The sequence below is a fragment of the Chromobacterium sp. FG22 genome, assembly GCF_057809415.1.
Window position 1 is genome coordinate 156,224 of record NZ_JBMDJX010000004.1, and the last position, 23,725, is coordinate 179,948.

Sequence of the window (23,725 nt, forward strand, 5' to 3'; positions counted from 1 at the left end):
TGGCGGGCGCGCGGCCCGCCGGCTGCCGGGTCTACTTGCCGACCTTCAGCAGCAGAATGCCGAATGCGATCATGAACAGACAGAGAATGCTTTTGCCGATCAGGCTGTACAGGTCTTCGCGCACGCCGTTTCGGCGTTTTTTCCAGGTCAGCCAGCCTATGGCCACGCCGGCCAGGATGGCGGCGATTCCGTAAAACCAGTCGGGCAACTGCATTCAAGCTCCATTCATCGCAAGACAGGCCGGGAGCGCGCTCCCGGCCGCGGGTGATTACAAGTCGAGGATCAGGCGGGCCGGATCTTCAATCGCGTCCTTGATCGCCACCAGGCTCAGCACGGCTTCGCGGCCGTCGATGATGCGGTGGTCGTAGGACTGGGCAAGATACATCATCGGGCGCACCACCACTTGACCGTTCTCAACCACGGCGCGCTCCTTGGTGGCGTGCATGCCCAGGATCGCGGACTGCGGCGGGTTGATGATGGGGGTGGACATCATCGAGCCGAAGGTGCCGCCGTTGGAGATGGTGTAGGTGCCGCCGGTCAGTTCTTCCACGGTCAGCTTGCCTTCCTGGGCGCGCTTGCCGAATTCGGAGATCTGCTTCTCGATGTCGGCCAGGCTCAGCTGGTCGGCGTTGCGGATCACCGGCACCACCAGGCCGCGCGGGCTGCCCACGGCCACGCCGATGTCGAAGTAGCCGTGATAGATGATGTTGTTGCCATCCACCGAGGCGTTGACGATAGGGTATTTCTTCAGCGCGGCGACCACGGCCTTGACGAAGAAGCCCATGAAACCCAGCTTGATGCCGTGTTCCTTCTCGAAGCGGTCCTTGTACTTGGCGCGCAGGTCCATCACCGGCTTCATGTTCACTTCATTGAAGGTGGTGAGGATGGCGTTGGTCTGCTGCGACAGGATCAGACGCTCGGCCACGCGCTGGCGCAGGCGGGACATCGGCACGCTCTGTTCCGGACGGTCGGACAGGATGGCGGCGACATTGACCGCGGCCGGGGTGGCGGACAGCGCGGCGCCGGCGGCGGCCGGAGCCAGCACCGGGCCGGCCTGGGCCGGAGCGGCTTGCTTGGCGGCCTGCACGTCTTCCTTCAGCACGCGGCCGTCGCGGCCGGAACCGGCCACCTTGGACAGGTCCACGCCGGTTTCGGCGGCCAGCTTGGCGGCGGACGGCATGGCGGCTCCGCCTGCCGGAGCGGCGGCGGGCGCCGGGGCGGCTGCCGGAGCCGGCGCGGCGGCTGCGGCCGGAGCCACGTCGCCGGCCTTGGCGGCGGTGTCGATCTTGGCGATCAGCTGGCCGGACACCACGGTGGCGCCGTCTTCCACGATGATTTCAACGATCACGCCTGCCTGGGGCGCCGGCAGTTCCAGCACCACCTTGTCGGTTTCCAGGTCGATCAGGTTCTCGTCGCGGCTGACGGCTTGGCCAACCTTCTTGTGCCAGCTCATCAGCGTGGCTTCGGATACGGACTCGGGCAGTTGCGGGACGGTGACTTCAATCAGCATGTTCTTCTCCATGTAGAGGCAGCCCTCCGGCTGCCTCGAACTCATTCAGTGGTTATTTGGCGACCGACATGGCTTCTTCAACGAAAGCCTTGAGTTGGGCGACGTGTTTGCTCATATAGCCTACGGCCGGGGAAGCGGACGACGGACGGCCGGCGAAGGACAGCGACTGCTTGGCGCCCAGCAGGCCTTCCAGGCGGTGGCGGATCTGATACCAGGCGCCCTGGTTGCGCGGCTCTTCCTGCACCCACATCACTTCGCGCGCCTGCGGGAAGCGCGCCAGTTCGGCGGCCACCTGCTCGGTCGGGAACGGATACAGCTGCTCGATGCGGACGATGGCGATATCGTCGTCCAGACCGCGCTCCTTGCGAGCGGCGGCGAGGTCGTAATACACCTGGCCGGCGCACAGCAGCACGCGCTTGACCTTCTTGGCGTCCTGCACCACCGCGTCGCCGATCACCGGGCGGAAACCGCCGCTGGTGAACGCGTCGATCGGGCTCATCGAATCCTTGAAGCGCAGCAGGCGCTTGGACAGGAAGATGACCAGCGGCTTGCGGTACGGGCGCAGCACCTGGCGACGCAGCATGTGGAACATCTGCGAGGCTTCGGACGGCATCACCACCTGCATATTGTGCTCGGCGCACAGTTGCAGCCAACGCTCCAGGCGCGCGGACGAGTGTTCCGGGCCCTGGCCGTCGTAGCCGTGCGGCAGGATGGTGGTCAGGCCGCACAGACGGCCCCACTTGGTCTCGCCGGAGGAAATGAACTGGTCGATGGCCACCTGGGCGCCGTTGGCGAAGTCGCCGAACTGGGCTTCCCAGATCACCAGCTGATCCGGAGCGGAACAGGCATAGCCGTATTCATAGGCCAGCACCGCTTCTTCGTTCAGGATGGAGTCGATCACCAGGAAATCGGCCTGGTTGTCGGACATATTGCGCAGCGGCACATAGCTGCCCTGGTCCCAGCTCTCGCGGTTTTGGTCGTGCAAGACCGAATGACGATGGGAGAAGGTGCCGCGGCCGGAGTCTTCGCCGGACAGGCGCACGCCGAAGCCGTTGGTCACCAGGCTGGCGTAGGCCAGGGTCTCGGCCATGCCCCAGTCCGCGTTCTGCTCGCCGGCGGCCATCGCCTTGCGCGCGGCCAGCACCTTCTGCACCGTCGGATGCAGCTTGAAGCCGTCCGGCAGCGAAGTGAACTTCTCGGTCAGGCGCTGGATGTCGGCCTGCGGCAAGGAGGTGTCGGTCGGATGCGCCCAGTGGGTGCCCAGATACTGGCTGAAGTCCAGCGCGTGTTCGCGCTTGTAATTGGTCAGCGCGGTCTGCTCTACGTGCTCGCCCTTGTCCAGCGCGTCGCGGTAGGCCTGGATCTGAGCGTCGGCCTCTTCCGCCTTCAGCACGCCTTCCTGCACCAGACGCTCGGCGTACATCGCGCGCACGCCTTGGTGCTTGGCGATCTTCTTGTACATCATCGGCTGGGTCAGGAACGGGTCGTCGCCCTCGTTGTGACCCAGTTTGCGGTAGCACACCAGGTCGATGACCACGTCCTTCTTGAAGGTCATCCGGTAGTCCAGCGCGGCCTGCATCACATAGCAGACGGCTTCCGGATCATCGCCGTTGACGTGGAAGATCGGCGCTTCGATCATCTTGGCCACGTCGGTGCAATACATGGTGGAGCGGATGTCGCGGGTGTCCGAGGTGGTGAAGCCCACCTGGTTGTTGATCACGATGTGTATCGTGCCGCCGGTGCCGTAGCCGCGGGTCTGCGACAGGTTGAAGGTGCCCTGGTTGACGCCCAGGCCGCCAAAGGCGGAGTCGCCGTGGATCAATACCGGCACCGCAGTCTTGCGTTCCGCGTCCTTGCGGCGTTCCTGACGCGCGCGCACCGAGCCCTCCACCACCGGGTTGACGATTTCCAGGTGCGAGGGGTTGAAGGCCAGCGACACATGCATCGGGCCGTCGGCGGTCGGGATGTCGGAGGAGAAGCCCATGTGGTACTTCACGTCGCCGGAGGCCATTTGCTGGGCGGCCTTGCCTTCGAATTCGGCGAACAGGTCGCGCGGCAGCTTGCCCAGGGTGTTGACCAGCACGTTCAGACGGCCGCGGTGGGCCATGCCGATGATCAGTTCCTGCACGCCCTGGCCGGTGGCGTTCTGGATCAGGTGATCCAGCGCGGCGATGGCGGACTCGCCGCCTTCCAGCGAGAAGCGCTTCTGGCCGACGTATTTGGTGTGCAGATAGCGTTCCAGCGTCTCGGATGCGGTGATCTGCTTCAGGATGCGCTGCTTCTTGGCCGCGTCGTAATGCGGCGTGGACAGATCGCCCTCGAAGCGCTTTTGCACCCAATGCTTTTCATCCGACTTGGTGATGTGCATGTACTCGACGCCGATATTGCCGCAGTAGGTCTGCTTCAGGCGCGCCAGGATGTCGGACAGCGGCATCTTCTGCGGACCCACCAGCGAGCCGGCGTTGAATTGCACCGCCATGTCGGCGCCGGTCAAACCGTGGGTAGCCGGGTCCAGTTCGCGCACCAGTTCCTGGTCCATGCGCTTGAGCGGGTCCAGATTGGCCTGGCGGCTGCCCAGCACGCGGTAGGCGGAAATCAGTTTCAGCACCCCCACCTGCTTTTGCATGGTGTCCCATTCCGCCCCGCTGCTGGCGCGCTGGCCGGCGGCCGGCTTCTTGGCCAGCTGAATGAAGGATTCCTGGATCGGCATGTGCGGCACATCGCGTTCGGCAGCGCCCGGCGCTTGCGCCAGCTTGTCGAAATAGTCGCGCCACTCGTTCGGAACGGAGTTGGCGTCAGCGAGGTACTGTTCGTACAGCTCCTCGATGAACGGTGCATTCCCACCGAACAGGTAAGAATGGCTGTACATGGATTGCATCATGGGGCTACCCTTTGTCGTTTCTGTTCGGAATCCGGCCAGCTACGCCCTGGCGCGAACTCCCTGTTGCTGCATGGGGAAAACGCTATCGGAAAAACTTTTTGTTGTGCTTCCCATAACATTCTGACCCTGCCCCGGCCCGCCGTCGGGCCGGAAAAAAAGGCTGGCTGAAGCCCTGCTCCAGCCAACCCTCGTTCCTGCTTACTTGCGCTTCTCCACCGGAATGAAATCGCGGCGGGGGGCGCCGGTGTACAACTGACGCGGACGGCCGATCTTCATCGCCGGGTCGGAGATCATTTCGCTCCAGTGGGCGATCCAACCCACGGTGCGGGCCAGCGCGAAGATCGGGGTGAACATCGACACCGGGATGCCGATGGCCGACAAGACGATGCCGGAGTAGAAGTCCACGTTCGGGTACAGTTTGCGCTCGATGAAGTAGGGATCGGACAGCGCGATCTTTTCCAGTTCCATCGCCAGCTTGAACTTGGGATCGTTGTGCAGGCCCAGTTCGTTCAACACTTCGTCGCAGGTCTGCTTCATGATGGAAGCGCGCGGGTCCATGTTCTTGTACACGCGGTGGCCGAAGCCCATCAGCTTGTAGCGCTTGTCCTTCACGCCTTGCATGAAGTCGGCCACGTTTTCCACGCTGCCGATTTCGTCCAGCATCTTCAGCACGGCTTCGTTGGCGCCGCCATGGGACGGGCCCCACAGGCAGGCGATGCCGGCGGCGATACACGCGAAGGGGTTGGCGCCGGAGGAGCCGGCCAGACGCACGGTGGAGGTGGAGGCGTTCTGCTCGTGATCGGCGTGCAGGGTGAAGATGCGGTCCAGCGCGCGCGCCAGCACCGGGTTCACCTTGTACTCTTCGCACGGGGTGGAGAACATCATGTGCAGGAAGTTTTCCGCGTAGGTCAGGCCGTTTTTCGGGTAGGAGAACGGCAGGCCCTTGTTGTAGCGGTAAGCTTGCGCGGCGATGGTCGGCAGCTTGGCCACCAGGCGATGCGCGGAAATGCGGCGATGCTCAGGATTGGAGATGTCCAGCGAGTCATGGTAGAAGGCGGACAGCGCGCCCACCACGCCCACCATCACCGCCATCGGGTGCGCGTCGCGACGGAAGCCCTTGAACAGGCTCATCAGCTGATCGTGCAGCATATTGTGGCGCATGATGCCGCGCTCGAAGTCCTTGCGCTGCGCCGCGGTCGGCAGCTCGCCGTTCAGCAGCAGGTAGCAGACTTCCAGGTAATCGCTCTTCTCGGCGAGCTGTTCGATCGGGTAGCCGCGATAGTAGAGCTGGCCCAGATCGCCGTCGATGAAGGTGATGCCGGACTCGCAGCTGGCGGTGGCCAGGAAGCCCGGGTCGAACGTGAACATGCCGGTTTTGGAGAAGGTGCGGATGTCGACGACATCCGGCCCCAAAGTGCCGCTCTGGACCGGCAAATCCAGAGTTTCCTTACCCTCGTTGTATGTGAGCGTTACTTTGCGATCAGTTTCCACAGCAATACTCCCAGTCGGTTTATGGTCGTTGTAATTGGGGTGATGCACAGCCGTCAGAGCGAACGGAGAATCGCCACGATGCCCATCTCTTCCGGATCGTCCAGATCGGCCTTGCCGCTGACGACGTCCAGAAAATCGGTATCGGGCAAATCCAGCAACCGCCGATAAGCCTCAATCTCGGCGGGGGCGAGCTGGTCGAAGGGGCCGGCGAAGAATTTCTCCAGCACCAGATCCAGCTCCAGCAGCCCCCGCCGGGACCGCCAACGGATCCGCTTGAGTTCAATCGGATCGTAGGCGGTCATACTGCACGCTTGACCATCAGGTCCTTGATCTTGCCAATCGCCTTGGTCGGATTCAGGCCCTTAGGACACACGTCCACGCAGTTCATGATGGTGTGGCAACGGAACAGGCGGTACGGGTCTTCCAGGTTGTCCAGGCGCTCCTTGGTCGCTTCGTCGCGGGTGTCCGCGATAAAGCGATAGGCGGCCAACAGGCCGGCCGGACCGACGAACTTGTCCGGGTTCCACCAGAAGGACGGGCAGGACGTCGAGCAGCAAGCGCACAGAATGCACTCGTACAGGCCGTCCAGTTCCTTGCGGTCTTCCGGCGACTGCTTGCGCTCGCGTTCCGGCGGCGGCGTGTCGTTGATCACATAAGGCTTGATCGAGTGGTACTGCTTGAAGAACTGGGTCATGTCCACGATCAGATCGCGGATCACCGGCAGACCCGGCAGCGGACGCAGCTCGATCGGCTGTTTCAGGTCGCGGAAGTCGGTCAGGCAGGCCAGGCCGTTCTTACCGTTGATGTTCATCGCGTCGGAACCGCACACGCCTTCGCGACAGGAGCGGCGGAAGCTCAGCGTGTCGTCCTTCACCTTCAGCTTGACCAGCGCGTCCAAGAGCTTGTGCTCGGTGGAGTCCATCTCCACGCTGATGTCCTGCATATACGGCTTGGCATCGGTTTCCGGATTGTAGCGGTAGATGCGGAATTTGACGGTTTCGGTAGTCATCTTGATGGAACCCTTAGTAGGAGCGGGTCTTCAGCGCGATCGTATCGACCGACAGCGGCTTCAGATTGACCGGCTTGTAATCCAGACGGTTGGCTTCGCGATACCACAAGGTATGCTTCAGCCAGTTCTTGTCGTCGCGGCCGTTCGGGGTTTCCTCGGTGTCCTTGGCGTCGTCGCGCACATGGGCGCCGCGGCTCTCGGTGCGGGCGTTGGCCGAGATCATGGTGGCCTTGGCCACTTCGATCAGGTTCTCCAGCTCCAGCGCCTCGATGCGGGCGGTGTTGAAGACATTGGACTTGTCGGAGATCTCGGTGCGCTGCACCATCTTCTCCACTTCCAGAATCTTCTCCACGCCTTCGGCCAGCATGTCCTTGAAGCGGAACACGCCACAGTGCGCCTGCATGGTGCGCTGCATCGCCTCGCGCGCGTCGTTGACTTGCACGCCGCCGGTCTGCTGATTCAGGCGCTCGACGCGGGCGACGGAGCGCTCGACATCGGCCAGCGCCAGTTCCGGCAGGTCTTCCGGATGCTGCTTGATGAACTCGATCATCGAGTTGGCCGAGCTCTTGCCGAACACCAGCAAGTCCAGCAGCGAGTTGGTGCCCAGGCGGTTGGCGCCGTGCACCGACGCGCAGGCGCATTCGCCGGCCGCGTAGAAGCCCTGCACTTTTTCGCCCTGCACCACCACTTCGCCGTGGTAGTTGGTGGGAATGCCGCCCATCTGGTAATGGCAAGTCGGCACCACCGGAATCGGGGCCTTGATCGGGTCCACGCCGGCGAACTTGATCGAAATCTCGCGGATGCCCGGCAGCTTGGACATGATCACTTCCGGATCCAGGTGAGTGATGTCCAGCAGCACGTGATCCTTGTTCGGACCGCAGCCGCGGCCTTCGTTGATCTCGGTCACCATCGCGCGCGACACCACGTCGCGGGACGCCAGGTCCTTGGCGTTGGGCGCGTAGCGCTCCATGAAGCGTTCGCCCTGCGCATTGCGCAGAATGCCGCCTTCGCCGCGCACGCCTTCGGTGATCAACACGCCGGCGCCGGCCACGCCGGTCGGGTGGAACTGCCAGAACTCCATGTCTTCCAGCGGGATGCCCGCGCGGGAAGCCATGCCCAGGCCGTCGCCGGTATTGATGAAGGCATTGGTGGACGAGGAGAAGATGCGGCCGGCGCCGCCGGTGGCGAACAAGGTGGCCTTGGCCTGGAACACGACGATTTCCGAGGTTTCCATTTCCATGGCGATCACGCCCTGGACATTGCCGTCGGCGTCGCGGATCAGATCCAGCGCCATCCATTCAACGAAGAAATGGGTATTGGCGCGCACATTGCGCTGGTATAGCGCGTGCAGCATGGCGTGGCCGGTGCGGTCGGCTGCGGCGCAGGCGCGGCGCACCGGCTTTTCGCCGAAATTCGACATATGGCCGCCGAACGGGCGCTGGTAGATGGAACCGTCGGCGTTGCGGTCGAACGGCATGCCGAAGTGCTCCAGCTCCACCACCACCTTGGGCGCTTCGCGGCACATGAATTCGATGGCGTCCTGATCGCCCAGCCAGTCCGACCCCTTGACGGTGTCGTACATATGCCAGTGCCAATGATCTTCCTCGGAGTTGCCGAGAGAAGCGGACACGCCGCCTTGGGCGGCCACGGTGTGGGAGCGGGTCGGGAATACCTTGGACAGCACCGCTGTCTTCAGGCCGGCCTCGGACAATTGCAAGGCCGCGCGCATGCCTGCTCCGCCTGCCCCAACGATAACGGCGTCGAAATGACGAACAGGAATACCCATTACAGCCCCCAGACCACTTTAACGGAATAGATAAAACAGGAAACCAGCCAGACGATGGTGAACACGTGCAGCGCCAGGCGTACGCCCACCGGCTTCACATAGTCCATCCACAGATCGCGGATACCCACCCATACGTGCAGGAACAGAGCGATCAGGCTCACCTGAGTCAGCAACTGCACCCAGAACTGGCCGAAGAACGCCTTCCAGCCTTCGTAGCCGGACGGCATGGTCAACAGGAACAAAGCCAAAGCCACGGTGTAGATCAACATGATCACCGCGGTGACGCGCTGCATGATCCAATCGCGCAGGCCATAGCCGGCGCCGACGACATTGCGATTTACCATAGAGCAACTCCCAGAACCACGGTCAGCGCCAGGCTGACGGCCACGACGGTCTTGGCGGTGGCGCGGGCGGTCTGCAGTTCGAGACCTTTATGAATATCGAGGAAGAGGAAACGGATACCGGCACAGAAGTGGTGCATATACGCCCACAACAGGCCGAGCAACACCAGCTTCATCAGCGGGTTGCCCACCACGGCGCGGTAGGTTTCGAACGATTCGGCCGAACTCAGCGAACCGTGCAACAGGTAAATCAACAGTGGGAGAGAAAAGAACAGCGCAACACCGCTGATCCGGTGCAAGATCGAGACGATGCCGGGAATCGGCAATCTGATCTTGGCCAGATCCAGGTGCTTTGGTCGTTGCTTCTGCATATGGCTTCCTTGGATGTTTTTAGAACCAAGAGGTTACACAACAGACGGTCCGCTACGAGACCGCCCGCTTGAAGGGCTCCGTTGTTGTTATGGCTGGATGCCCGTCATTACCGCTCATGCCGCACCAGGAATATCGCGGTGCAATATGACCCGGGGATTCTAGCAAAACTGGCTGGCCGCGGCCCGTTTTTCGCCGCCGGCCCAGCCGTCCACGTCACGTCAAAAGCCCGCCGCGTCAAGCCCGGCGGGCGGTGTAAGCCCAGTTGTGCGTCAGACAGTAACGCTGCCGCCACTCCAGCGGCACGCCCTCCATCGAGCCGGAAATCCGGATCAGACTCAAGGCCGGCGCCTCGGCCACCATGCCGGTGACGCCGAGCAGCGCGCTTTCCTCGCGCGGCAACATCAACGCGCGAAACTGCTCGCACAATACTTTCAAACGGATGCCGAAACGCTGCTGCAGCGCCTGATACACCCCGGACGAGCCGCGCAGCCATCGCGCGTCCAGCCCCTCGAACTCGTCGGCCGGCAAGAAAGCCTCGTCCACCGCGACCGGGATGCCGTGCCAACGCCACAGCTGCCGAACTCTCAATAAAGGCGCAGCGCGCCGCAATTGCAATGCCGCGGCCATGTCGTCGCTGGCGTTGCCCCGCGAAATGCCGAGGAACTCCCGCGCCAGATCGTCCGGCTGCTCGTTGAACAGGCCCGGCGTCAGCAGCAGGCCTTCGCCCCACTCGCTGGGCGCCGGCGCCACGAAAGTGCCCCTGCCCTGCGCGCGATACAGCAGGCCGTCGGCCACCAGTTCGCCCAAGGCCTTGCGCACCGTGCCCTGGCTTGCGCCCAGCTCGTCCGCCAAGTCCCATTCGCTGGGCAAGGCATCGTTCTCCTGCCATTCGCCATCGCCGATCCGGCGCAGCAATTGCTGCTTGATCTGGCTGTACAGCGGCTGTCTACGCAGCGGTCGATCTGTCATGTTCTCTGTTGTATCACCAAACAAATCAAGCGTAAATACAAGTCTTATATAAGATACAAGACTTTACTGGACCCATCAGCTTTTCTGATGAGGATTACACCCCCACTTTGGCTATACTCCGTGTTACACTCAGCCGCACAAAAGCATTCAATGCTGCAGAGCAACATCTGCATATCGTCATTATCGGATACATCAAAGGAGAGTCCGCCAATGAAAGCTCCCGTTCGCGTCGCCGTCACCGGCGCAGCCGGCCAAATCGGCTATAGTCTGCTGTTCCGCATTGCCAGCGGCGAAATGCTCGGCAAGGATCAACCGGTCATCTTGCAACTGCTGGACCTGCCGCAAGCCCAAACCGCCCTCAAGGGCGTGATGATGGAACTGGAAGACTGCGCCTTCCCGCTGTTGGCCGGCATGGTTGCCACCGACGACCCGAACGTGGCCTTCAAGGACGTCAAGGTCGCGCTGCTGGTGGGCGCCCGCCCGCGCAGCAAGGGCATGGAGCGCAAGGATCTGCTGGAAGCCAACGGCGCCATCTTCACCGTTCAAGGCAAGGCGCTGAACGACCACGCCGCCCGCGACGTGAAAGTGCTGGTAGTGGGCAACCCGGCCAACACCAACGCCTGGATCGCGATGAAGTCCGCTCCGGACCTGAATCCGAAAAACTTCACCGCCATGTTGCGTCTTGACCACAACCGCGCGCTGTCCCAGATCGCCGCCAAGACCGGCAAGCCGGTGGCCGCCATCGAGAAGCTGGCGGTATGGGGCAACCACTCGCCGACCATGTACGCCGACTACCGCTTCGCCAGCATCGCCGGCCAGCCGGTCAAGGCCATGATCAACGACGAAGCCTGGAACCGCGACGTATTCCTGCCCACCGTGGGCAAGCGCGGCGCCGCCATCATCGAAGCGCGCGGCCTGTCTTCCGCCGCCTCCGCCGCCAACGCCGCCATCGACCACGTCCACGACTGGGTGCTGGGCAGCCAAGGCAAATGGGTGACCATGGGCATTCCGTCCGACGGCTCCTACGGCATCCCGGAAGGCGTGATGTACGGCTTCCCGGTTGTATGCGAAAATGGCGAATACAAGATTGTGCAAGGTCTGGAAATCGACGAGTTCAGCCGCGAGCGGATGAACTTCACCCTGGCCGAACTGGAAGAAGAGCGCGCCGCCATCGCTCACCTGTTTGGCTGATCCATCCCAAGTCTTTTCAGCAAAAGCGCACCTTACGGTGCGCTTTTTTGTCTTTGATCAAGACCCGATTTCCCGACTGCCTATATTTAACAGACTGCCATTTGGAGTTGAGCATGATTGAAGTCGAAGTACTGAACCAAATCGCGGCCAAGATAGACGACCTGGCCACCCGTGGTGCCGACATCCGGGGGTATCTTTGACTACGACGGTAAAAAAGACCGTCTGGAAGAAGTTTCCCGCCTGACCGAAGACCCGGACATCTGGAATGATCCCAAGCGCGCCCAGGAACTGGGCCGCGAGCGCAAACAGCTGGAAGACGTGGTGCTTGTGATCGACGAGATCAGCGCCATGGTCGGCGACAGCGCCGAATTGTTCGAGATGGGCCGCGCCGAAAACGACGACGACACTATCCTGGCCGTGCAGGCCGATCTGGACACCGCCGAAGCCAAGCTCGCGCAGCTGGAATTCCGCCGGATGTTCCACGATCCGATGGACCCGAACAACTGCTTCCTGGACATCCAGGCCGGCGCCGGCGGCACCGAGGCCCAGGACTGGGCCGGCATGCTGCTGCGCATGTATATCCGCTACGCCGAACGCAAGGGCTTCAGCGTGGAAGTGCTGGAAGAATCCGAAGGCGAAGTGGCCGGCATCACCAGCGCCACGCTGAAGATCAGCGGCGAATACGCCTACGGCCTGCTGCGCTCTGAAGTGGGCGTGCACCGCCTGGTGCGCGTGTCGCCGTTCGACTCCAACGCGCGCCGCCACACCTCCTTCTCCTCGGTCTTCGTCTATCCGGAAGTGGACGACAGCTTCGTGATCGACATCAATCCGGCCGATCTGCGCGTCGACACCTACCGCGCCTCCGGCGCCGGCGGTCAGCACATCAACAAGACCGACTCGGCCGTGCGCATCACCCACAATCCCACCGGGATCGTGGTGCAGTGCCAGAACGACCGCTCCCAGCACCGCAACCGCGACGAAGCGATGCAGATGCTGCGCGCCAAGCTGTACGAACTGGAACTGAAAAAGCGCAACGAGGCCAAGCAGGCGCTGGAAGACACCAAGACCGATGTGGGCTGGGGCCACCAGATCCGCTCCTACGTCTTCGACCAGTCCCGCATCAAGGATCTGCGCACCAGCTACGAAGTGGGCAATATCAAGGGCGTGATGGACGGCGACCTGGACGGCTTCATCGAGGCCAGCCTGAAACAGGGCGTCTGAACCTAAACCCGCTTAACCCGGCCGCCGCCCCTGCGGCGGCCAACAGCCATTGCATTGAATTACGGAGTGAACATGTCTGAACACGAGCAAGCATCGCCCAGCCAGGACGAAAACCAGATCATGGCGGAGCGCCGCCAAAAGCTGAAGAGCATCCGCGAACAGCGCATCGCCTTCCCCAACGACTTCAAGCGCAGCCACTTCGCGCAAGTCCTGCAGGACGCTCACGCCGGCAAGGAAAAGGAAGCGCTGGAAGCCGAAAAGATCGAGGTTGCCGTCGCCGGCCGCATGATGTTGAAACGTGTGATGGGCAAGGCCAGCTTCGCCACGCTGCAAGACGGCAGCGGCCGCATCCAGGCCTATATCTCCAATGACGGCGTGGGCGAAGAGCTGCACGCCGAGTTCAAGCACTGGGATCTGGGCGACATCGTCGCCGTCAAGGGCGTGCTGTTCAAGACCAAGACCGGCGAACTGACTGTGCAGGCCAGCGAAGTGCGCCTGCTGTCCAAGAACATCCGTCCGCTGCCGGAGAAGTTCCACGGCATCACCGATCAGGAAACCAAGTACCGTCAGCGCTACACCGACCTGATCATGAACGAGGACAGCCGCCAGACCTTCATCAAGCGCTCCAAGATCATCCAGAAGGTGCGCGACGTGATGGTGGGCGAAGGCTATCTGGAAGTGGAAACCCCGATGATGCACCCGATCCCGGGCGGCGCCGCGGCCAAGCCTTTCGTCACCCACCACAATGCGCTGGACATGCCCTTGTACCTGCGCATCGCGCCTGAGCTGTATCTGAAGCGCCTGGTGGTGGGCGGTCTGGAGCGCGTGTTCGAGATCAACCGCAACTTCCGCAACGAGGGAATGAGCACGCGCCACAACCCCGAGTTCACCATGATCGAGTTCTACGAGGCTTACAGCGACTACCAGCGCATGATGGAGATGACCGAAGCCATCATCCGCGAATGCGCGCTGGTATCCTGCGGCTCCACCACCGTCAGCTACCAGGGCAAGGAAGTGGATCTGGGCAAACCGTTCGACCGCTTCACCATCGTCGGCGCGATCAAGCACTACAACCCGCAATACACAGATGCCCAACTGGACGACGCAGCCTGGGTGGCCAGCGAGATCAAGCGCCTGGGCGGCAAGCTGCCGCCGGCGCCGGGCCTGGGCAGCCTGCAACTGGCGCTGTTTGAAGAATGCGCAGAAAGCCTGCTGTGGAACCCGACCTTCATCATCGACTACCCGGTGGAAGTGTCCCCGCTGGCGCGCGGTTCCGACAGCAAGCCGGGCCTGACCGAACGCTTCGAGCTGTTCATCGTCGGCCGCGAGCACGCCAACGGCTACTCCGAGTTGAACGATCCGGAAGACCAGGCCGCGCGCTTCCTGTCCCAGGTGGCGCAGAAGGACGCCGGCGACGACGAGGCGATGCACTACGACGCCGACTACATCCGCGCGATGGAATACGGCCTGCCGCCGACCGGCGGCTGCGGCATCGGCATCGACCGCCTGGTGATGCTGCTGACCGACGCGCCGTCCATTCGCGACGTCATTCTGTTCCCGCAGATGCGTCCGGAATAAGCGCTTCAAGCCTACGGCTCGACCCAGCCGCCCGCCTTCCGGCGAGCGGCTTTTTCTTTTCCCCCTCTGCCGTACCCTGCTTTTCAAACGCAGACAAGAACCTCGGCACAAGGCCCCGCTGACCAGAGCTGCCGGCTACTCGGCCCCAAGCGGCTCCGGCCCGCGCGCAAAGCCCGCATGATTGAGCTCGCTGAGCGCCAGGTTCACGTCAAAAATCCTGCAGCTGACCTCGGCCACCCCCAAGGCTTTCAGTCTTGCGCTGTGCATGCGCAGATAAGCTTGCGCCGTTTCTTCGCTGGCAAACAGATAAATGCCGCCGGCCTCTTGCCGGTCCGGGCTCTCCGTCCATATTTTCCAGATGAAGCCGGGCTCCTGATTGATGGACGCCGCCAGCTCTTGCAAGCGGCTTGCCATCTCGTCGCCGAAAGGACCGGAAAAATCAAAGTGGACTTGCAGAAGTTTTTGCATGAAAGCGTTTCCTATAGAAGGCAAGACTCGCGGCAACGCAGGGCGCCTTGCCAGGCCGTCCATCGCGGCCGAGAAGTTTTGCTTTTGTTTGCTAAACCTCCTTTCCGCCAACAATAGACATCATTCCGTCCTTCAGCTTCGCGCATGCGCAATAGTGCCGGACGATATTGGCAGTACAACACTCGCTTGTACGACTAAAAGGACATTCGCCATGAAACGTCTATTCGCATTCGCCGCGCTGAGCGCCTCGGCATGGCTCTGCGCCATGCCGGCCCAGGCCGGCGTCTCCATCACCATCGGCCAGCCCGGTTTCTACGGACAACTCAGCCTGGGCGGTTTCCCGACGCCGCAGCTGATCTATCCGCAACCGGTGGTCATCCAGCCCGCCCCGGTGGCGGTGGCGCCGATGTATCTGCGGGTGCCGCCCGGCCACATGAAGGATTGGCGTCGCTACTGCGGCCGCTACGGCGCCTGCGGCCGCCCGGTCTACTTCGTTCGCGACGAGTGGTACCGCCAAGTCTATGTGCCGCGTTATCAGCAGGTTCAACGCGGCCATGAGTACAGGCGCGAACACGAACGCCACGGCTGGCATGGCGACGACGATCACGACCATGGCCGCGGCCATGAGCGCGATCGTCGCGACTGGCGGCGAGACCGCTAAAACCGCGCTCAGCGCTGCACCGTCGCCATCACCTCGGACGCGTAGCGCAGGCCGCTGACGGCCTCCGGCGGAAAGACCGCGTCGATTTCCGCCCGCTCCGCCGGACTCAGTGCCAGCGCCAGCGCGCCCAGATTGTCGTCCAGATTGCGGATGCGGCGCGCGCCTGGAATGGCGACGATGTGATCGCCGTGCGCCAGCACCCAGGCCAGCGCCAATTGCGCCGGCGTGCAGCCCTTGGCTTCGGCCAAGGTCTTCACCTGGTCCACCAGCGCCAGATTGCGGCGGAAATTCTCGCCGAGGAAGCGCGGATTGCCGCGCCGGTAGTCGTCGGCGTCGAAGTCGTCCGGGCTTCGGATCGCCCCGGTCAAAAAACCGCGCCCCAGCGGACTGTAGGCGACGAAACCGACGCCCAGCTCCCGGCACAAGGCCAGCGTTTGCTGCTCCGGATCCCGCGTCCACAGCGAGTATTCGCTTTGCAGCGCGTGGATGGGATGGACGGCGTGCGCGCGGCGCAAGGTGTCGGGCGCGGCCTCGGACAGGCCCAGGTAACGGACTTTGCCGGCGTGCACCAGCTCCGCCATCGCGCCCACCGTTTCTTCGATAGGCACTTGCGGGTCCACGCGGTGCAGATAGTAAAGATCGATGACGTCGACGCCCAGCCGCTTGAGACTGCCTTCGCAACTGCTGCGCACGTATTCCGGCCGTCCGTTGACGCCGCGCGCGGCCGGATTGGCCGGGTCCATCACGATGCCGAACTTGGTGGCCAGCACCACCTCGCTACGGCGCGACTTCAGCAGCTGCGCCAGCAATTCCTCGTTGCGGTAAGGTCCGTACATATCCGCGGTGTCCAGCAGATTGACGCCGCGATCCAGCGCGTGATTCAGCGTGCGCAGCGATTCCGCGTCGTCATGCGCGCCGTAGAAAGCGCTCATGCCCATGCAGCCCAAGCCCAAAGCGGAAACGGAGGGGCCGTTACGGCCCAGGATACGTTGTTTCATGCCTGCCATCCTTCGTGGTCGGTTAAGATGCCTTAAGCATATTCTCTTGCCTCCATCGGAAAAACCGGCTTAATCTGCATGCATTACGTAGAAAATCTTCACAATGCCGCAAAACTCCCTGCATGCCTTGCAAGCCTTCCGCCTCATTGCCCAGCACGGCAGCTTCACCCGCGCCGCCGCCCAGCAAGAGGTCACCCCCTCGGCGCTGAGCCAGACGCTGCGTCAATTGGAGGCGCAACTGGGCGTGCGCCTGCTGAACCGCACCACCCGCAAGGTTGGGCTGACCGAAGCCGGCCAGGCGCTGCTGGCGCGGATAAGGCCGCTGCTGGAACAGTTGGACGGCGCGCTGGAAGACACTCGCCAATGGCAAGGTCAGCTCAGCGGCACCCTGAAGCTGACCTTGCCGCATACCGCCGCAGCCCTGCTGCTGTATCCCTTGCTGGCCGGCTTCATGCGCGCGCATCCGCAGCTAAAGCTGGAACTGGACGTGAACAATCAATTGGTGGATATCGTGGAGCGCGGTCTGGACGCCGGCCTGCGCTTCGGCGAGAGCCTGCAACAGGATATGCAGGCGGTGGCGGTCAGCGCCCCGCTCCGCTTTTGCGTGGCGGCCAGCCCGGCTTATTTGCAAACGCGCGGCGTACCCGCGCATCCGGCCATGTTGCGACAACATGATTGCCTGCGCTATCGCTTCGCCAGCAGCGGCCAGATCTACCGCTGGCAATTCGTCGACGCCGGCCGGCCGTTCGAAGTCGCGGTGCAAGGGCCGCTAACCGCCAACGACACCGCCGCGGCGCTGCACGTCGCGCTGGGCGGACTCGGCCTCGCCTATCTGCCGCAGGCGATGGCCGAACCCCATCTGGCGGACGGCGGCCTGATCGCCGTATTGGAAGAATGGATGCCGCCGGCGGAGGCCTTCTACCTGTATTACCCGCACCACCTGCATCAGCCGGCGAAACTGCGGGCGTTCATCGACTACCTGAGACAGGCGATGACCGCCCGTTGACGGCCCGCCGGCCTCACCCCGCCCGGCAGCAATTGCGCCCCGCCGCCTTGGCCTGGTACAAGGCGGCGTCCGCGCGCTGCAGCAAGACCTCCACTTCCAGGCCCGGCTGCGCGCAGACATGGCCTATGCTCAGGGTCAAGGGCACCGGATGCTGCTGCCATTGCAGATTGGCGGCGGCGAGCCGCTGCCGGGCCTGTTCCGCCAAGGCCGCGGCCTTGGCCTGATCGGCGTCCGGGGCCAGCAGCAGAAACTCTTCCCCGCCCCAGCGCGAACAGAGCAAGTCCGGAAACGCCTCGCTCAGCAAGCGCGCCGCTTCCACCAGCACATAGTCGCCGCCGTCATGGCCGAAATGGTCGTTCACCAGCTTGAAATGGTCGATATCGCACAACAAGACCGCGAACGGCCGGCGCGTCTGCAACCATTGCAGCCAGGCGGCCTCCATTTGACGCACCGCCTCGCGGCGGTTGATCAAACCGGTGAGAAAATCCGTGCGCGACAACCTGACGTTTTCGTCCATCGCGCACTTGAGGTCGTCCACGTCGCGGAAGGTGACGATGTGCCAGTTGGGCAGCAGATCGGCATGCAGTTGCGCGGTGACGATGAACCAGCGCAGGCGGCCGTCGGCGCAGCACACCCTCACTGTCATCTCCGCCAGGTTGCGGCCCAGCGCCAGGCTGTCCTTCACCGCCTGCAACCAGCTTTGCTCCACCTCCAAGCGGTAGGCCGGATCGGGATAAGCCAGACGAAACCAGGCCTCCATGTCCGGCATCTGCTCCAGCGTGTAGCCTATTTGCTGCAGGAAAGCGCGGTTCAGATAGCGATGCACGCGCCGGCCGGGCTGGTCCAGCTTGGCGTCGGATTCCGAGATCAGGATGGGAATGGGCACGAAATCCAGGCTGCGCGACAGCACTTCCTTGCCGACATCCACCGCCTCGTCGCCAATCTTGAAAGTCATCCGCGCGCTCCCGTCCCTGCCCTTGGGTCAGCTCACTCCTGCGGCAACAGGCAATCCTGGGCCAGCAGTTTGACGAACTCGTCCGCCGGCAGCGGCCGGGCGATCAAGTAGCCTTGCACGTATTCGCAGCCTTCGCGTTGCAGGAAGTGCCATTGCTCTATCGTTTCCACCCCTTCCGCCACCACCTTCATATTCAGGTTCTTGGCCATATTGATGATGGCGCGGGCAATGGCGGTGTCGTCGGCGTCGTGCGGGATGTCGCGCACGAAGGAACGGTCGATCTTCAGCTTGTCCGCCTTGAAGCGCTTCAGATAGGACAGGCTGGAATAGCCGGTGCCGAAGTCGTCGATGGACAGCTTCAGCCCCATATTCTTCATATTGTCGATGGCCTGTATGGTGGCCATCGCGTCTTCCATCACCACGCTCTCGGTCACCTCGATGTCCAGCGCGTGACCGGGCAGGCCGTTGGTGGCCAGCGCCGAGGTGATCTGATCCGCCAGATCGGACTGGCGGAACTGCAAGGCGGACAGATTGATGGCCAGAGTCAGTTCCGGCAGGCCCTGGCTGCGCCAGGCGGCCAGCTGGCGCGTGGCCTCGCCTATCACCCAGTTGCCGATCTGCACGATGAAGCCGCGCTCCTCCGCCACCTCGATGAAACGCACCGGCCCCAGCACGCCCAGCGACGGATGGTTCCAGCGGATCAGCGCCTCGGCGCCTATGATGCGGCCGCTGGCCATTTCCACTTGCGGCTGATAATGCAGCACAAACTCCTCGCGCTCCAGCGCGAAGCGCAGCTGGCTTTCAATCGCCAGGATTTCACGGGCGCGGGCGTTGAGGTCGGCGGTGTAGAACTTGTAGCTGTTGCGGCCCGAGGATTTGGCGTGGTACATCGCCGCGTCGGCGTTGCGCACCAGAGTCTCGTAGTCGCGGCCGTCGTCCGGGTAGACGCTGATGCCGATGGACGGCGTGATGGTGATCACATGATTGTGCAACTCTATCGACGCGGTGAAGGCGTCGCGGATGCGCTCCGCCGCCATCGCCGCCTCGCCCGGATCGGAAATCACCGGCAACAGCACGATGAATTCGTCGCCGCCCTGGCGCGCCAGCATCTCTCCCGGCCCCAGCACGCCCTTGATCCGGTCCGCCGCCACCTGCAGCAGGGTGTCGCCGGCGGTGTGGCCCAGCGATTCGTTGACGGTCTTGAAGCGGTCCAGGTCCAGCAGCAACAAGGCCAGCCGCTCATTGTCGCGGCCGGCGTTGTGGATAGCCAGCTCCACCCGGTCCTGCATGTGCACGCGGTTGGGCAAGCTGGTCAGCACGTCGAAATGGGCGAGGAACTGGATGCGCTCGTCGGCCGCCTTACGCTCGGTCAGATCGCTGAAGATGGCCACGTAATGGGTGATTTCGCCCAGGCTGTTGCGCACCGCGTTGATCGCCAGCCATTCCGGGAACACCTCGCCGTTCTTGCGGCGGTTCCACAATTCACCCTGCCAGGAGCCGTGGTCGGCGATGGACTGCCACATCTGTTCGTAGAAGGGCTGGTCGTGGCGGCCGGAGGACAGCACGCTGGTCTTCTGGCCCAGCACCTCGTGCTGGGTGTAGCCGGTGATCTCGGTGAAAGCGCGGTTGACGCTGCGGATGCGTTTGTCCGCGTCGGTGATCATGATGCCTTCCACGGTGTTCTCGAACACCTTGGCGGCCAGTTGCACCCTCTCCTCCGCCGCGCGTTTCTCGGAGATGTCGCGCACCATGCGCCATACCGCGTTGATGCGTCCGAAGGCGTCGCGCATCGCCACGGTCTTGACGCTGACCGGCACCGGATTGCCGAAACGGTTGATATAGGTGGCCTCGAACTCGTCGCAGTAGCCGAAGCGCAATACCTTGTTGTCCAGATTGAAGCGCTCCAGCGCCTCGCTCTCCGGCCCCACCAGCGTCCAGAAATTCTGTAGCTTGAGCTGATCCAGGCTGTAGCACATCAGGTTGAGGAAGGCGGGGTTGGCGTCTATCACCTGGCCGTCCAGCGAGCTGATCACAATGCCGTCGAGGTTGGACCAGAACAGTTCGCGGTATTTGTTCTCGGAGCGGCGCAGCGCGTCCTCCACCTCGCGGCGGCGGGAAATGTCCGCTTCCAGCGCCAGTGTCTTGGCGCGCAACTCGTCCAGCAAGCGCTTGAGTTCCGCGCGGGTCCATTCCAAGTGTTTGCCCAGATGGCCGATCTCGTCGCGGCGCTGCCATTCGAACGGCCGGTCCAGCTTGAGTTCGGCCAGCAAGCGCGCCTGTTCGGTCAGGGCCTTCATCGGGCTGAGGAAACGCGAGTGCAGAATGCTCATGATCAGCAGAATGGACAACACCAGCTGCGCCGCCAGAATCATCAGAATATTCTTGATCTGGTTGTTGAGCGCGATGGCGAGGTGTTCATTGTCGAATTCCAGCGTCACCTGGCCGATTTCCTCGCCGCGGTAGATCACCGGTTTTTCCACAAAGGAGACACTGCCGATGCGGCGCTCCGCGCGCACCGAAGACAGAAAGATCTGATTGGACTGGGTGTCGGTGACGCGGATGGAAACCACCCTCGCGTCTTCCATCACCGAAGCGATCAACGGGTTGCCGGCCTGGCGGCTCAGGTTCCACAAGGGCTCCTGCATGCCCAGAGCGACGATGTCCAGCAGGCGTTTTTGATCGGTTTCCAACTGGGCGGTCAACGCGTCCCGTTGAATATTGAAACTCAGATAACTGATGATGGACGCGGGAATCAGCAAGCCCAGCACCACGGCGATGAGAAAGACAGCCCTGAGGGAAAGGCCGGTACTGGCTGTGGATTTATCGTCAGCGTGGTGTGCCATGTTTGCGTTTATTATCGCTCGCCATTAGCCGCAGGCAATTGAGCCCATGCGTCAGTTGTTCATATTTTCAAAAGTATACACCGGATAATCGCGGCAAAATGCTGGAATATTCACTAGTCATCGCCTTGTCAAGCCCGGATCCGGCAAGCCTTGCGCCGGCCTGCTTCGCCGCCGCTTCCCGCGCTCCGTCATTGCCTTGCATTTGGCCTCGGCCTACAATCCACGTCACTTCAAAATCGCGCCAGGATTGCTCCATGTCCCAGTCCCGTTATGACAAAATTATCACCGCCCGCTGGATCATTACCGTCGAGGAAGACGGCGAAATCCTGGAAAACCACGCCATTGCTCTGAAGGATGGCAGGATTGCCGCGATTATTCCAGCCGACCAAGCCGGCGCGCTGGAAGCGGATCAACGCGTGGAATTGCCCAACCACGTGCTGATGCCGGGCCTGATCAATCTGCACGGCCACTCCGCGATGACGCTCTTGCGCGGCCTCGCCGACGACAAGGCGCTGATGGACTGGCTGACCAATCATATCTGGCCGGCCGAGGGCAAACACGTGCGCGACGATTTCGTGTTCGACGGCGCGCTGCTGGCGATGGGGGAGATGATCCGCGGCGGCACCACCACCATCAACGACATGTATTTCTATCACGGCGCGATGGCCCGCGCCGGCCTGGCCTCCGGCATGCGCACTTTTGTCGGCTGTTCCATCCTGGAGTTCCCCACCAATTACGCCAGCAACGCCGACGACTACATCAGCAAGTCCCTGGCCGAGCGCCGCCAGTTCCTGGGCGAAGAACTGATCACCTTCACCCTGGCGCCGCACGCGCCCTACACGGTGTCGGACGACACCTTCGCCAAGGTTGTGACGCTGGCGGAACAGGAAGACATGCTGATCCACTGCCATATCCACGAAACCGCGGACGAGGTCAGCAACAGCGTCAAGGAGCGGCACCAGCGCCCGCTGGCCCGCCTGCAACAGCTGGGCCTGCTGTCGCCGCGCCTGATCGCCGCCCACATGGTGCATCTGAACGACGAGGAAATCGAACTGGCGGCCAAGCACGGCGTGTCGGTGGCGCACAATCCCTCGTCCAATATGAAGCTGGCTTCCGGCATCGCCCCCATTCCCAAGATGCTGCAGGCCGGCATCGCGGTGGGCATAGGCACCGACGGCGCCGCCTCCAACAACAAACTGGACATGCTGGCGGAAACCCGGCTGGCGGCGCTGCTGGCCAAAGTGGGCACGCTGGACCCCACCTCGGTGCCCGCCGCCGCCGCCATCCGCATGGCTACGCTCAACGGCGCGCGCGCGCTGGGCATCGCCGACAAAGTCGGCTCGATCAAGACCGGCAAGCAGGCCGACCTGATCGCCATCGACCTGTCCGCCATCGAAACCGCGCCGGCCTTCGACCCGATCTCCCACGTGGTCTACGCGGCCGGCCGCGAACAAGTCAGCCATGTCTGGGTCAAAGGTCAGGCCCTATTGGAACAACGCCAACTCAAAACTCTGGACGAAGCCGCGCTCAAGGCGCGCGCGGAAGATTGGCGTCATCGCATTCTGGCGAAATAATCATGATTAATGTAGACGAAACCGAAATCGACAAATTCAGCCAGCTGGCGCACAAGTGGTGGGATATGAGCGGCGAGTTCAAGCCGCTGCATGAAATCAATCCGCTGCGCCTGGGCTTCATCGACGCGCGCGCGGCCATCGCCGGCAAGCAAGTGCTGGACGTGGGCTGCGGCGGCGGCATCCTGGCGGAAAGCATGGCCGCGCGCGGCGCCGGCGTCACCGGCATCGACCTGGCCAAGAAATCGCTGAAAGTGGCTCAGCTGCACAGCCTGGAGTCCGGCGTGGCGGTGGATTACCGCTGCGTGGCGGTGGAAGAACTGGCGGAGGAAGCGCCGGCCAGCTTCGACGTGGTCACCTGCATGGAAATGCTGGAACACGTGCCGGACCCGCAAAGCGTGGTGCGCAGCTGCGCCAGCCTGGTCAAACCCGGCGGCTGGGTATTTTTCTCCACGCTCAACCGCAACGCCAAATCCTATCTGCTGGCGGTGATCGGCGCCGAATACGTGCTGAACATGCTGCCGCGCGGCACCCATGAATACGCGCGCTTCCTCAAGCCTTCGGAATTGTCGCGCATGGCCCGCAACGCCGGTCTGGAGCTGGATGTCGTCCGCGGCATGAGTTACAACCCGCTGACGCGCATCTACGCGCTGGGCGACGACACCGCCGTCAATTATCTGATGGCCTGCCGTCGTCCCGAATAAGCGGCAAGAAAAAAGGCCTTCGCCATGGGCGAAGGCCTGAATCACACTCCCGGTTCCACACCGGACACAACCCGCTAAAGTTCGCAAACGCCGCGCCGGCTTCGACGCCCTCGCGGGACGGCCCGCTTACGGCGGCGTTCGGCTTGCGCCGCTCGTCGCCTGCGAGGCTG

At 62.8% G+C, this 23,725-nt stretch carries 22 protein-coding genes; 7 read left to right on the plus strand and 15 right to left on the minus strand.

The window, feature by feature from the left end:
* Positions 1-31: 31 nt before the first annotated feature.
* From ACODSD_RS05780 to ACODSD_RS05825, 10 genes are all read right to left on the minus strand, one after another.
* On the minus strand, positions 32-214 hold the full coding sequence (locus ACODSD_RS05780; protein ID WP_048411385.1) for a hypothetical protein: 183 nt from the start codon (positions 212-214) through the stop codon (positions 32-34).
* Positions 215-268: 54 nt separating this feature from the next.
* Positions 269-1,510 (minus strand): 2-oxoglutarate dehydrogenase complex dihydrolipoyllysine-residue succinyltransferase, encoded by a 1,242-nt coding sequence (gene odhB, locus ACODSD_RS05785; protein ID WP_081544315.1) that lies wholly within the window; start codon positions 1,508-1,510, stop codon positions 269-271.
* Between the two features lie 52 nt (positions 1,511-1,562).
* Positions 1,563-4,391: a 2-oxoglutarate dehydrogenase E1 component gene (locus tag ACODSD_RS05790; protein WP_488876953.1), complete on the minus strand. Its 2,829-nt coding sequence runs from the start codon at positions 4,389-4,391 to the stop codon at positions 1,563-1,565.
* A gap of 198 nt (positions 4,392-4,589) precedes the next feature.
* Positions 4,590-5,882, minus strand: a complete 1,293-nt coding sequence (gene gltA / locus ACODSD_RS05795; protein ID WP_107798170.1) for a citrate synthase — start codon at positions 5,880-5,882, stop codon at positions 4,590-4,592.
* 53 nt (positions 5,883-5,935) lie between these two features.
* Positions 5,936-6,184, minus strand: coding sequence for an FAD assembly factor SdhE (locus ACODSD_RS05800; RefSeq protein WP_107798169.1), 249 nt, complete (start codon positions 6,182-6,184; stop codon positions 5,936-5,938).
* Positions 6,181-6,891: a succinate dehydrogenase iron-sulfur subunit gene (locus ACODSD_RS05805; protein ID WP_107798168.1), complete on the minus strand. Its 711-nt coding sequence runs from the start codon at positions 6,889-6,891 to the stop codon at positions 6,181-6,183. The genes ACODSD_RS05800 and ACODSD_RS05805 overlap by 4 nt, the downstream gene beginning before the upstream one ends.
* Before the next feature lie 13 nt (positions 6,892-6,904).
* On the minus strand, positions 6,905-8,677 hold the full coding sequence (gene sdhA / locus ACODSD_RS05810; RefSeq protein WP_107798167.1) for a succinate dehydrogenase flavoprotein subunit: 1,773 nt from the start codon (positions 8,675-8,677) through the stop codon (positions 6,905-6,907).
* On the minus strand, positions 8,677-9,021 hold the full coding sequence (sdhD, locus tag ACODSD_RS05815) for a succinate dehydrogenase, hydrophobic membrane anchor protein (protein WP_043592734.1): 345 nt from the start codon (positions 9,019-9,021) through the stop codon (positions 8,677-8,679). Before sdhD ends, sdhA begins: the two co-directional genes overlap by 1 nt.
* Positions 9,015-9,389 (minus strand): succinate dehydrogenase, cytochrome b556 subunit, encoded by a 375-nt coding sequence (sdhC, locus tag ACODSD_RS05820; RefSeq protein ID WP_019103264.1) that lies wholly within the window; start codon positions 9,387-9,389, stop codon positions 9,015-9,017. Before sdhC ends, sdhD begins: the two co-directional genes overlap by 7 nt.
* Before the next feature lie 235 nt (positions 9,390-9,624).
* Complete coding sequence (locus tag ACODSD_RS05825; protein WP_048415654.1) at positions 9,625-10,359, minus strand: GntR family transcriptional regulator; 735 nt, start codon at positions 10,357-10,359, stop codon at positions 9,625-9,627.
* 210 nt (positions 10,360-10,569) lie between these two features.
* On the opposite strand from ACODSD_RS05825, the gene ACODSD_RS05830 reads away from it, so the two are divergent.
* The 3 genes from ACODSD_RS05830 (at position 10,570) to lysS (ending at position 14,349) form a co-directional block, all read left to right on the plus strand.
* Positions 10,570-11,550, plus strand: a complete 981-nt coding sequence (locus tag ACODSD_RS05830) for a malate dehydrogenase (RefSeq protein WP_227106976.1) — start codon at positions 10,570-10,572, stop codon at positions 11,548-11,550.
* A gap of 116 nt (positions 11,551-11,666) precedes the next feature.
* Positions 11,667-12,771 (plus strand): peptide chain release factor 2 gene (gene prfB, locus ACODSD_RS05835; RefSeq protein ID WP_146176780.1). Its coding sequence is split into 2 segments (ribosomal slippage): positions 11,667-11,747 and positions 11,749-12,771, totalling 1,104 coding nucleotides; the frame shifts between segments, so codons are not numbered across the junction.
* A 72-nt stretch (positions 12,772-12,843) separates the two neighbouring features.
* Entirely contained in the window at positions 12,844-14,349 is a 1,506-nt protein-coding gene (gene lysS / locus ACODSD_RS05840) for a lysine--tRNA ligase (RefSeq protein WP_488876954.1), read from the plus strand.
* Between the two features lie 135 nt (positions 14,350-14,484).
* On the opposite strand, the gene ACODSD_RS05845 is transcribed toward lysS, so the two are convergent.
* Positions 14,485-14,817, minus strand: a complete 333-nt coding sequence (locus ACODSD_RS05845) for a monooxygenase (protein ID WP_488876955.1) — start codon at positions 14,815-14,817, stop codon at positions 14,485-14,487.
* A gap of 211 nt (positions 14,818-15,028) precedes the next feature.
* Between ACODSD_RS05845 and ACODSD_RS05850 the strand changes: the two genes are divergently transcribed.
* Entirely contained in the window at positions 15,029-15,478 is a 450-nt protein-coding gene (locus tag ACODSD_RS05850; RefSeq protein WP_107798162.1) for a hypothetical protein, read from the plus strand.
* 8 nt (positions 15,479-15,486) lie between these two features.
* On the opposite strand, the gene ACODSD_RS05855 is transcribed toward ACODSD_RS05850, so the two are convergent.
* Positions 15,487-16,476 (minus strand): aldo/keto reductase, encoded by a 990-nt coding sequence (locus ACODSD_RS05855; RefSeq protein ID WP_488876956.1) that lies wholly within the window; start codon positions 16,474-16,476, stop codon positions 15,487-15,489.
* A gap of 103 nt (positions 16,477-16,579) precedes the next feature.
* On the opposite strand from ACODSD_RS05855, the gene ACODSD_RS05860 reads away from it, so the two are divergent.
* A complete protein-coding gene (locus tag ACODSD_RS05860) occupies positions 16,580-17,482 on the plus strand; it encodes a LysR family transcriptional regulator (RefSeq protein WP_227106932.1) in 903 nt (300 codons plus the stop codon).
* A 13-nt stretch (positions 17,483-17,495) separates the two neighbouring features.
* Here ACODSD_RS05860 and ACODSD_RS05865 read toward each other — a convergent pair whose 3' ends face one another.
* From ACODSD_RS05865 to ACODSD_RS05875, 3 genes are all read right to left on the minus strand, one after another.
* Positions 17,496-18,437: a GGDEF domain-containing protein gene (locus tag ACODSD_RS05865; RefSeq protein WP_227106930.1), complete on the minus strand. Its 942-nt coding sequence runs from the start codon at positions 18,435-18,437 to the stop codon at positions 17,496-17,498.
* Positions 18,438-18,469: 32 nt separating this feature from the next.
* On the minus strand, positions 18,470-21,280 hold the full coding sequence (locus tag ACODSD_RS05870; protein WP_107798158.1) for a bifunctional diguanylate cyclase/phosphodiesterase: 2,811 nt from the start codon (positions 21,278-21,280) through the stop codon (positions 18,470-18,472).
* Positions 21,281-21,347: 67 nt separating this feature from the next.
* Entirely contained in the window at positions 21,348-21,536 is a 189-nt protein-coding gene (locus ACODSD_RS05875) for a hypothetical protein (RefSeq protein WP_488876957.1), read from the minus strand.
* Here ACODSD_RS05875 and ACODSD_RS05880 point away from each other — a divergent pair.
* Positions 21,535-22,854 carry a TRZ/ATZ family hydrolase gene (locus tag ACODSD_RS05880; RefSeq protein ID WP_107798157.1) on the plus strand — a complete coding sequence of 440 codons (1,320 nt, stop codon included), beginning with the start codon at positions 21,535-21,537 and terminating at the stop codon, positions 22,852-22,854. The two genes, ACODSD_RS05875 and ACODSD_RS05880, sit on opposite strands and share 2 nt — an antisense overlap.
* A 2-nt stretch (positions 22,855-22,856) precedes the next feature.
* The gene (gene ubiG / locus ACODSD_RS05885; protein WP_235084360.1) at positions 22,857-23,555 is read left to right on the plus strand and encodes a bifunctional 2-polyprenyl-6-hydroxyphenol methylase/3-demethylubiquinol 3-O-methyltransferase UbiG; all 699 of its coding nucleotides are present in this window, start codon (positions 22,857-22,859) and stop codon (positions 23,553-23,555) included.
* The last annotated feature ends 170 nt before the right edge of the window (positions 23,556-23,725 follow it).

Bases quoted from the DNA above. Each gene is read 5' to 3' on its own strand.
- ACODSD_RS05780 (WP_048411385.1), bottom strand. From the start codon at position 214: ATGCAGTTGCCCGACTGGTTTTACGGAATCGCCGCCATCCTGGCCGGC.
- odhB (WP_081544315.1), bottom strand. From the start codon at position 1,510: ATGCTGATTGAAGTCACCGTCCCGCAACTGCCCGAGTCCGTATCCGAA.
- ACODSD_RS05790 (WP_488876953.1), bottom strand. From the start codon at position 4,391: ATGATGCAATCCATGTACAGCCATTCTTACCTGTTCGGTGGGAATGCA.
- ACODSD_RS05800 (WP_107798169.1), bottom strand. From the start codon at position 6,184: ATGACCGCCTACGATCCGATTGAACTCAAGCGGATCCGTTGGCGGTCC.
- ACODSD_RS05805 (WP_107798168.1), bottom strand. From the start codon at position 6,891: ATGACTACCGAAACCGTCAAATTCCGCATCTACCGCTACAATCCGGAA.
- sdhA (WP_107798167.1), bottom strand. From the start codon at position 8,677: ATGGGTATTCCTGTTCGTCATTTCGACGCCGTTATCGTTGGGGCAGGC.
- sdhD (WP_043592734.1), bottom strand. From the start codon at position 9,021: ATGGTAAATCGCAATGTCGTCGGCGCCGGCTATGGCCTGCGCGATTGG.
- sdhC (WP_019103264.1), bottom strand. From the start codon at position 9,389: ATGCAGAAGCAACGACCAAAGCACCTGGATCTGGCCAAGATCAGATTG.
- ACODSD_RS05825 (WP_048415654.1), bottom strand. From the start codon at position 10,359: ATGACAGATCGACCGCTGCGTAGACAGCCGCTGTACAGCCAGATCAAG.
- ACODSD_RS05830 (WP_227106976.1), top strand. From the start codon at position 10,570: ATGAAAGCTCCCGTTCGCGTCGCCGTCACCGGCGCAGCCGGCCAAATC.
- lysS (WP_488876954.1), top strand. From the start codon at position 12,844: ATGTCTGAACACGAGCAAGCATCGCCCAGCCAGGACGAAAACCAGATC.
- ACODSD_RS05845 (WP_488876955.1), bottom strand. From the start codon at position 14,817: ATGCAAAAACTTCTGCAAGTCCACTTTGATTTTTCCGGTCCTTTCGGC.
- ACODSD_RS05850 (WP_107798162.1), top strand. From the start codon at position 15,029: ATGAAACGTCTATTCGCATTCGCCGCGCTGAGCGCCTCGGCATGGCTC.
- ACODSD_RS05855 (WP_488876956.1), bottom strand. From the start codon at position 16,476: ATGAAACAACGTATCCTGGGCCGTAACGGCCCCTCCGTTTCCGCTTTG.
- ACODSD_RS05860 (WP_227106932.1), top strand. From the start codon at position 16,580: ATGCCGCAAAACTCCCTGCATGCCTTGCAAGCCTTCCGCCTCATTGCC.
- ACODSD_RS05865 (WP_227106930.1), bottom strand. From the start codon at position 18,437: ATGACTTTCAAGATTGGCGACGAGGCGGTGGATGTCGGCAAGGAAGTG.
- ACODSD_RS05870 (WP_107798158.1), bottom strand. From the start codon at position 21,280: ATGGCACACCACGCTGACGATAAATCCACAGCCAGTACCGGCCTTTCC.
- ACODSD_RS05880 (WP_107798157.1), top strand. From the start codon at position 21,535: ATGTCCCAGTCCCGTTATGACAAAATTATCACCGCCCGCTGGATCATT.
- ACODSD_RS05875 (WP_488876957.1), bottom strand. From the start codon at position 21,536: ATGGAGCAATCCTGGCGCGATTTTGAAGTGACGTGGATTGTAGGCCGA.
- ubiG (WP_235084360.1), top strand. From the start codon at position 22,857: ATGATTAATGTAGACGAAACCGAAATCGACAAATTCAGCCAGCTGGCG.